The organism is Pricia sp. (assembly GCF_041745955.1).
Taxonomy (GTDB): domain Bacteria; phylum Bacteroidota; class Bacteroidia; order Flavobacteriales; family Flavobacteriaceae; genus Pricia.
In genome coordinates this window covers 1-8785 of record NZ_JBGTHY010000218.1, presented here as the reverse complement: position 1 = coordinate 8785, position 8785 = coordinate 1, and the positions used below count along the sequence as shown (strand labels likewise).

Annotated in this window: 5 protein-coding genes and 1 rRNA gene; 3 read left to right on the top strand and 3 right to left on the bottom strand. The window is 43.1% G+C overall.

Annotated elements, in window-relative coordinates:
* Positions 1–94 (top strand): 5S ribosomal RNA (gene rrf, locus ACEW8S_RS07910); the annotation flags it as partial.
* Positions 95–300: 206 nt separating this feature from the next.
* Positions 301–2556, top strand: a complete 2256-nt coding sequence (locus ACEW8S_RS07905) for a c-type cytochrome (RefSeq protein WP_373517621.1) — start codon at positions 301–303, stop codon at positions 2554–2556.
* Positions 2557–2573: 17 nt separating this feature from the next.
* Here ACEW8S_RS07905 and ACEW8S_RS07900 read toward each other — a convergent pair whose 3' ends face one another.
* The 3 genes from ACEW8S_RS07900 to ACEW8S_RS07890 form a co-directional block, all read right to left on the bottom strand.
* On the bottom strand, positions 2574–3383 hold the full coding sequence (locus ACEW8S_RS07900; protein ID WP_373517620.1) for a DUF6503 family protein: 810 nt from the start codon (positions 3381–3383) through the stop codon (positions 2574–2576).
* Positions 3384–3589: 206 nt separating this feature from the next.
* Complete coding sequence (locus tag ACEW8S_RS07895) at positions 3590–4510, bottom strand: ThuA domain-containing protein (RefSeq protein ID WP_373517619.1); 921 nt, start codon at positions 4508–4510, stop codon at positions 3590–3592.
* 35 nt (positions 4511–4545) lie between these two features.
* Complete coding sequence (locus ACEW8S_RS07890) at positions 4546–5562, bottom strand: LacI family DNA-binding transcriptional regulator (protein ID WP_373517618.1); 1017 nt, start codon at positions 5560–5562, stop codon at positions 4546–4548.
* 243 nt (positions 5563–5805) lie between these two features.
* Here ACEW8S_RS07890 and ACEW8S_RS07885 point away from each other — a divergent pair.
* Positions 5806–8785: SusC/RagA family TonB-linked outer membrane protein (locus ACEW8S_RS07885; RefSeq protein ID WP_373517617.1), on the top strand; the 2980-nt coding region annotated here is incomplete at its 3' end.

Here is an 8785-nt window from a genome sequence, read left to right as displayed (position 1 = left end):
GCGGGGCCCACCCCTTTCCATTCCGAACAGGGAAGTTAAGCCCGCCAGCGCCGATGGTACTGCCGAAAGGTGGGAGAGTAGGATGCCGCCTTACCTCGGAAGGTCCCGATCACCAGTTGATCGGGACCTTTTTTTATGGTTTATATTCTCATTTTTAAAGAATCTTATGTGGTGCTTACAACCATTTTATTTGGTAGATTTTCGTCTCGGCCAATACTATAGGCCATTGATTCTTTATCTATTTGGATGAGATCTGAGGGTTAATCGTTAAATTTGTAGCATCTTCTTAAAAAATTGCTTTTGAAAATACAAACGATCTACATGAAAACGGCAGTTTTCACAGCATTGCTATGTTCAGTGTTGTTAGGCTGCGCCCCATCTTTCGAAGAACCGAATATTTCATTGGAAGATTATAAGATCGAACAAGGTTTCGAATTACAAATGTTGGCGGCTGAACCGCTATTACAGGCTCCGGTGGCAATGGATTTTGATGACAAAGGAAGAATCTGGGTGGCCGAAATGCCCGGCTATATGAACAACATAGAGGGCAAGGGTGAAGAGGAGCCGACAGGCGCTATCCGGATTTTGGAAGATTTGGACAAGGATGGCGTAATGGATCATTCCAAAGTGTTTTTGGACAGTCTTGTAATGCCCAGGGCCTTGGCATTCGTCTATGGAGGCTTGCTCTATGCCGAGCCCCCGAATCTATGGTTCATCGAAATCGAGAACGACCTACCTGGAAAGCGAACCTTGGTCGATTCATTATATGCCCCTGAGGGTAATCCCGAACACCAATCCAACGGTTTGTTGCTCAATATCGATAACTGGATATATAATGCAAAGCATGCCTACCGATACCAGCTCAAAAATGGGGAATGGCGTAAGAAGCCTACCACGGTCCGCGGGCAGTGGGGCATAACACATGATAACTTCGGAAGGCTTTATTTCAACGATAACGCACGACAACTTCTGGGAGATTACGTTTTGCCAAATCGATTGGTTCGTAACGAGTACATAGAGCCTAAGCAGGGCGTAAACCGACTTTTGACCGATGACCAGCGGGTGTACCCATTACATGCTACTAGTGTAAACCGTGGCTATGCATCCGGGGTTCTTGATAAAGACAGTCTTTTGAAAGAGGTCACCTCGGCTTCGGGACCTTTGGTATATCGTGGCGGTACATTTCCCGATGGCTATGATCAAAATGTATTCGTCTGTGTGCCCGAGGCCAATTTGATCAAGCGGAACATCCTCGCGTTTCACGGCGACAGCATCAGTGCGAAACAGGCTTGGCAAGAAAAGGAATTTTTGGCTTCTACCGATGAAGGATTTCGCCCGGTAAGCCTATCCAACGGGCCTGATGGCGGTTTATACGTGGTCGATATGCATATTGGCGTCATCCAGCACTACGCATTTTTGAGTCCTTATTTAAAAAAAGTGGCACAAAAAAAGCAGTTGGACACCCTGACCGGATATGGGAGAATCCTTAGAATTAAAAATAAAGATACCGAAACGTTGAAAATACCCGATTTTGAAAACTTGTCCGGAACGGAATTGGTCAAGTTGCTCAAAGATAAAAATGGTTGGATACGGGACCGTGCCCAACATTATCTGATTTTTAAGGATAAAAAAGAAGCGAAATCCGCACTCGAAAAATTGGTGATGGAAACCAATAGTCCGTTGTCACAAATACATGGGCTATATACGCTAAAAGGATTGGATGCCCTGTCGTTCGATTTGTTGAAGTCAATTGCCGAAAAAAGTGGCCCTGACGTTATTTCTCACGCTATTGTACTTTTGGAGGATTTTGTATCCAAAGAAAAAGCCAAAGAGGCCCAAAAACTATTTAAGGCTGTACTGGCCAAGAACGACAGATCTATCGATCTGTATTTGGCAAGCACGGTCGGAATTTGGGCAAAAGCTTCCAAAGCAGATTTCCTTCCCTTGGTTCATGCGCTCTTCGACTCCTATAAAAATAATCCGATAGTGACGGAAGCCCTTTTGAGCGGTATGGACGATTCGGTGGAATCAGTATTGGCAGGTTTGCAAGAGAATCCCAATTTCAAGGATAGTGATCTAGAAACTAGGATAACAAATAGCATCGAACGAAAAAAGCAGGACAAGCCGAATCCCATTTTTACCAATACCGCCGTCGCAATGGATACGCGTACCAAGGGTGCGAAACTCTTCCGTCAAATGTGTTCGGTTTGTCACGGAATAAATGGTGAAGGTACCGACGGTGTAGCACCGCCATTGATGAACTCGGAATACGTAGCGAATTCCCCTGAAAGATTAGCATTGATCATCCTGCACGGCTTGTCGGGTCCGGTACTTGTCAACGGTAAACAATACAAGTTTAACCAAGCGATGCCAGGCCTTAATGGTAACCCCAACCTCTCGGACAAAGATATCTCTGATGTTATCACCTACGTGACCAACGCATTTTCCAGAACACCTCATTGGGTAAAACCTGGAAAAATAAAGGAGCTCCGCGATAAAAAATCGGAAAGTGGTGGAGAATATACCGAACCGGAATTGCAAGAGTATTCGGAATGAAAACTTAAAATAACATTTCATTCCACTTGCTCAATGACGGCTCCTTCGGGTACTTCAAAAAGACTTTCATCGGGCACTTCATTTAAAAATCGGATGTTGCTAAAACCTCGGATATGGTTTTTGCTCTTGCCCATTTCCTCGGACTCGGAGTCCCATTCAAAATTTTCCATTTGGGTCGGCATTTGCAATCCCTGCACTCCATTGTAACCAGAATATACCTTGGCGCTGTTTATTTGTGCGTTTTCGCTATCAAAATAGGAAATGGAATAGGTGAGGATACGCAGCATAAAGGTTTCGGGATCCATATATAGAAAATAGATGTCGTTCGGGGTCAGTCCCACTCCGGTACCGAAGGTTATTTTTAGCGATTCGTAGGGCACTCCGTTGACCGTTACCTTGCCGGCATAGGCCGCTTTGACCCCGGGATCTTTAAGTAGAAAGGGAATCCCGATAAAATAGAAATCAAGGTCGTAATAAAACGCGGCCGATCCACCGGAAACTTTTTCAGCGTTCGGCATCGCCCAAGCGACATCACCATCGAAGCCCACCTCATAATCTTTCGATTTTATATGGGTACGCCGGTCTTTCAGTTGCGTAATTTGATGCACCATTTTGCCGTTGTCGTCAAGATCGTATGCGAGGGCGGTGAAGGAATTCCATCGTTGCATTCCCCCGTGGGCCTCGATACATTTTTCAAGTAACTCCACGCCTTTGTCCATATCATGGCCAACGGATGTCTTTTCTCTAACGGATGTTCCTTCCTCAAAAGATGTTCCTTCTTCAAAAGATGTCCCTTCCTCGACGGATAATACCTTCTCCTTTTCCATATCGACTTTTTTCCCCTCTTTACACGAAATCGCAAAGACTAAAAAAAACAGCATTAGCACCCTCAATAGATTCCACATATCTTTAAAAAAACTTTTTGAATTTGAATTTGAATTTGAATTTGAATTTGAATTTGAATTTGAATTTGAATTTGAATTTGAATTTGAATTTGAATTTGGGTTTGCCCTTGGATTTGAATTTACACTTTTTATTTCATCGGGCTATCGTCCGCCTTTAGATCACCTACCACATATTGTATTCCATCCAAAAAGAACTGGAGCAGCTCCGGATTTTCAAAACTTTGGGCATTGTGCGATGGGGAAGTATAAAAAACCCTTCCCTTTCCGTGTTTTTTGATCCAAGCGACATAGACGGTATTGTTATCGACCTCTTTTTTCAACCCCTCCAACTTGTCTGCCTCGATATAGAGTAAGGGCCTAAAGTTATAGTCGAAATAGGCATTGTTAAAAAAATAGGGTTCATCAACGTGGGTGAAACCATTGTCTTTGAAGGCTTGCACCAAGGGATGTTTTTCGTCTACTTCCTTCACATGCATTTCTTGTTGCTTCGGATGATAATCAAAACTGCCCCCGGAAAGCTTGCTGAACGTTTTGGAATTATTTTGCACGGTAATCGCACCGTGCATGATCATGAGTCCTCCGCCCCCGGACACGTATTCCATCAGATTTTTTTCGTATTCGGATGCCTTTTTGGTGATTTCAGCATCCGCCATGGTCGTGTTTTGTCTTAAAAGGTCCGCGAAAAGGTCACGATCAGGGCCGCTGGGGTTGGAATTGTTGAGAATGACCGCATCGTATTTTTTGAGGTTTCCCGCCTCGAAATTCGAAATATCGTAACCCACATTGACCTGAAACGCCTTCGATTTTTCAGCAAGAATCTTCAACATCTCATTGTTGTGGGGAATGGTCCAATGGTCAAAACCCGTGGCCTTTGAGAATACCAAAACATTCCTATTTTTCGTGCTTTTAACTGTTGGATCGGAAGGAGCCAACTGCTCTATTTTTGCAAGCCATTCTTCGGTGATCTCAATGGGTTCGATGTTTTGGCCAAATGCGGTACCTATTGAAAAAAGTACTAAAGCTGCCAGAGTTTGATGTTTCATGTTCATTGTCCCAGAGTTTGATGTTTCATGTTCATTGTTATTTATGCTGTTGTTGATTCCCTTATAATAAGTTTATGTTTGAGAATAATTTGGTCCGCCGACTGTATATTGAGCGACCCGTTAAGGTGACCGATAATGCTTTGTCCCGCTAAAATACCCATTTTGTAACCGGGATATTCGATGGTGGTAAGTGTGGGACTGATAACCTCCGAAACGGGATCGTTGTTAAAACCTACGATTTTAATATCCTCAGGGATTTTATACCCAAGTTTTTTGAGTTCCTTGATACAATGTACCGCAAAAATATCGTTGGAAACAAAAATACCGTCGATTTTTTCGGCCGAACCTACAATATGCCGGACGGCTTCGTCAATTTTATCGATGTCGAGATCGACCTCTAAAAGGTTCTTATCCCTGAAGGGCAGACCGTGTTTTTGCAATGCGTTTTTATAGCCTTGAAAGCGTTCGGCGTATACGTTTCTTCGCAGGCTCCCCGCAATGTGAAGAATGTTTTTACAATCTTGTTGAATCAAATGTTCGGTAGCTTCGAAACCGGCCGCCTCGTTATCGATCAATATGGTCGGGCAATTGGCCAGGTCAAAAACCCGGTCAAAAAATAACAGCGGTATCTTACGTTTGATAAATTGCTCAAAATGGTCCGCGTTCGATGTCTCGTAGGCTAATGATACCAACAGCGCATCAACCCCACTATCATATAGGGTTTTAGCGTTTAACTTTTCCTTTTTTTCAGATTCCAAGGATTGGCTGATTATCAGGTTGTAGCCGATATCATTGGCCACTTTTTCGATACCGGAAAGTACGGTGGACATAAAGTTGGAGTTCAATTTGGGCACGATGACCCCAATCGTATTCGATTTTTGTTTGCTAAGGTTGGAGGCGAATTTATTGGTACGATATCCGGCCTCTTTGGCGAACAAAACGACCTTATCCTTGGTTTTCTGGCTGATGGCCGGATGATTGTTTAGGCTTCTGCTCACGGTTGCCGGCGAGACCTTGAGCTGTTCGGCCAAATCATAGATGGTAATCTTTTTAACCATATGGAACTGATTCAAGAGTAACGCAACAATAATACGCAACAAATTAATAGTAACAAATCAAATATCATATAAAAGTAAAAATTGGATTCAATAAAACTACTATACATCATTCAAAACCGTTAAATTTAGGCTTATTGATAAAATATTTTATAATTTTTTACGCAATCGGTTGCGCAGAATGAATTTTTTTTTAGCTTTGCTTTAACACTATCCTGAAAACTGAACCCATTAAACAAACCATGTATGAAACATCATCGACTACAAAAAATAAATCAGGGCAAATACATGCTGTTGGTTCTACTTCTAATGCTTTTGTCATCCTTTAGTGCATATGCCCAGGACATTTTTACAGTGTCGGGCACAATTTCGGATGATGCCGGGGTGCCTTTGCCGGGTGCCTCCGTGGTTGAAAAAGGAACCACCAATGGGGTATCTACCGATTTCGATGGTAACTATACTATCGATTTGGCCAATCAGAACGGGACTTTGGTCATTGATTATATTGGCTACGGGCAAAAGGAAATTGCAGTTGGAGGTCAATCCCGGATAGATGCTTCATTAGAACCCAGTGCCTCTACCTTAGATGAAGTGGTCGTAGTGGGTTATGGAGCCGTTAAGAAAAAAGATTTGACTGGATCTGTTGCGCAGGTAGATGCCGAGGCGCTTTCAAATCAATCGGTAAACAGTGTTACCGATATTTTACGTGGTAATGTTGCCGGTCTTAATATCGGTTTCTCTGCCTCCCCTAAAGGTACGAGCCAAATTCAGATACGGGGCAATAATAGTTTGGCGGCCGGTACCAGTCCGTTGATCGTTGTTGATGGTATTTTGTATACGGGCGATCTTTCGGATATCAACCCGAACGATATCGATAAAATCGATGTTTTAAAGGATGCCAGTTCTGCCGCGGTCTATGGTGCTAGAGGGGCAGGAGGGGTAATTTTGGTGACGACCAAGAAAGGTACCAGCGAGAAACCTACGATTACCATTAACAGCAGTGTTGGGTGGGCTAAAGAAGCGGATCCGGTAAAACCATATGGTCCTCAAGGGTATGCCGATTGGCGTGTAGATGTATTCAAGAGTAGCCGAGGACAGCTGGCTTCGGAGAACCTGGGTATTTTTGATAACCCGAATAATTTACCGACAGGGGTGTCCCTTGAGCAATGGCTGGGATATACGGGAGCACAGGGTGATCCGACCACGGCTTGGCTGACGAGAATCGGCTTTCAAGATGTCGAAATCGATAATTTTTTAGCCGGTAGAAGTTTGGACTGGTACAACAAGATTATGAGAACCGGCTTTAGAAATGAACAAAACGTTAGTATTTCGGGTAGAAACGGTGGATTGAATTATTACTGGTCGATAGGCCGCACGTCTAACGAAGGCATTATTGAGGGAGAAAAATTCGAGGCCATACGCTCTCGTTTAAATTTAGATGCTAAAATCACCGATTGGCTGACCGTGGGTATGAACACGCAATTTGCTAAAAGGGATGAAGGGTTTATCCCTGCCGATCAAAATCAGGTTTTTTCTTCTTCTCCATGGGGCTCGGAATTTAATGACGAAGGCACCTTGTTGAGAATCAGTCCGCAAGATGATCCGGGGGCAGGGGCACAATCGGCTTTTTTGCGACCCACCTATGATGATATTATTGATTTAGAGCACACGTTTAATTCCCGTATTTACGCTAAAATACAGTTGCCGTTGGGTTTTTCCTATGAATTAGGCTATACTAACAGATTGGATTTTGAGGAATACTTTTACCACGCTTCATCCTTAAACCCAAATAATATTATTGGTACCGCACAAAGATGGAACCGAAAACAAACGGAGTACCAATTGGATAATATCATTCGATGGGACAGGGTCATTGATAAGCACACCTTTGGGTTGACCGCCCTATTCTATGCAGAAAGGTTTCAAACGTTTACAACCATTGCAAATGCCAATAATTTTGAGCCAAGTGATGCTTTGGGTTTTGGTAATTTACAAGCTGGTGTGAATCAAAATGTATTTACCGATGATGAAGAAACTACTGGCGACGCCATAATGACCCGTTTCAATTATAGCTACGATTCTAAGTATAATTTGACCTTGACCATGAGAAGGGATGGTTATTCGGCATTTGGTGCCAGTAATAGAAGAGCTTATTTTCCTTCCATAGGTGGGGCATGGACCATTTCTGAAGAAGATTTTTTTAAATCGGATTTCGTAACTTTTCTAAAACTGAGGGCATCCTACGGTGAAAACGGGAATAGAGGTTTTGGAAGTGCCAGGGGAGTAACGACTACCGCTGGCTTTCGGTCTTTCAATAATAATCGCGGACTTGGGGCATATGCACAATTATCGGAACTTTCAGGGGGTAATTACTTGAATGTAGATGGGGGCACCGTGATACCGGTACCTGCCCTTAACAACAACACGCTGGAAAACGCCGATTTGAGGTGGGAAAGAACGAAAGCGGTAAATCTTGGTCTTGATTTTAGCTTTGCCGGTGGTATTGTTGAAAGTTCAATAGATTATTACAAGAATATAACCACGGATTTGATCGTTGAACGCCAATTACCGGATATAACGGGGTTTACAGGTGTTTTCACCAATTTGGGAGAAGTGCAGAACGAAGGGTTGGAATTTGTGATATCAACACAAAATTTCAACAACGAAAATTTTACTTGGAATACTAGTTTTAATCTTTCCACGAATCGTAATCAAATTAACGCATTGTACGGAGATTTAGATGAAAACGGAAACGAACTCGACGATATTACTACACAAAGATTTATAGGGCAAGCTGTCGATGTTATATGGGATTTTGAAGAGCTGGGCGTCTTTCAATTAGACGAGGCTGCCGAAGCGGCGGCAGTCAATCGCGTACCGGGTGATTTCAAATTGAGGGATGTCGATGGCAATGGTGTTTTTGATAATGAGGATAAAGTTTTTCTAGGTAACCGCTCCCCAAAATTAAATCTGGGACTGTCGAATACATTTACGCTGTTCAAGAATCTTGATTTCTCCTTCGAAATGTACGCTAGATTGGGTCAAAAAAGGGTGTTCAACGAGGCGAAGAACCGAAATGGGTTCGTTGATCGGGTGAATTCTCCGCAAACGCCTTATTGGACACCGGAGAATCCGTTAAACGACTATGCCAGGTTGTTTTCCGATGATGGTGCCGCCGCTTTCAATATTTACAGAAATAGTTCTTTTGTTCGGCTGAGCAACATTA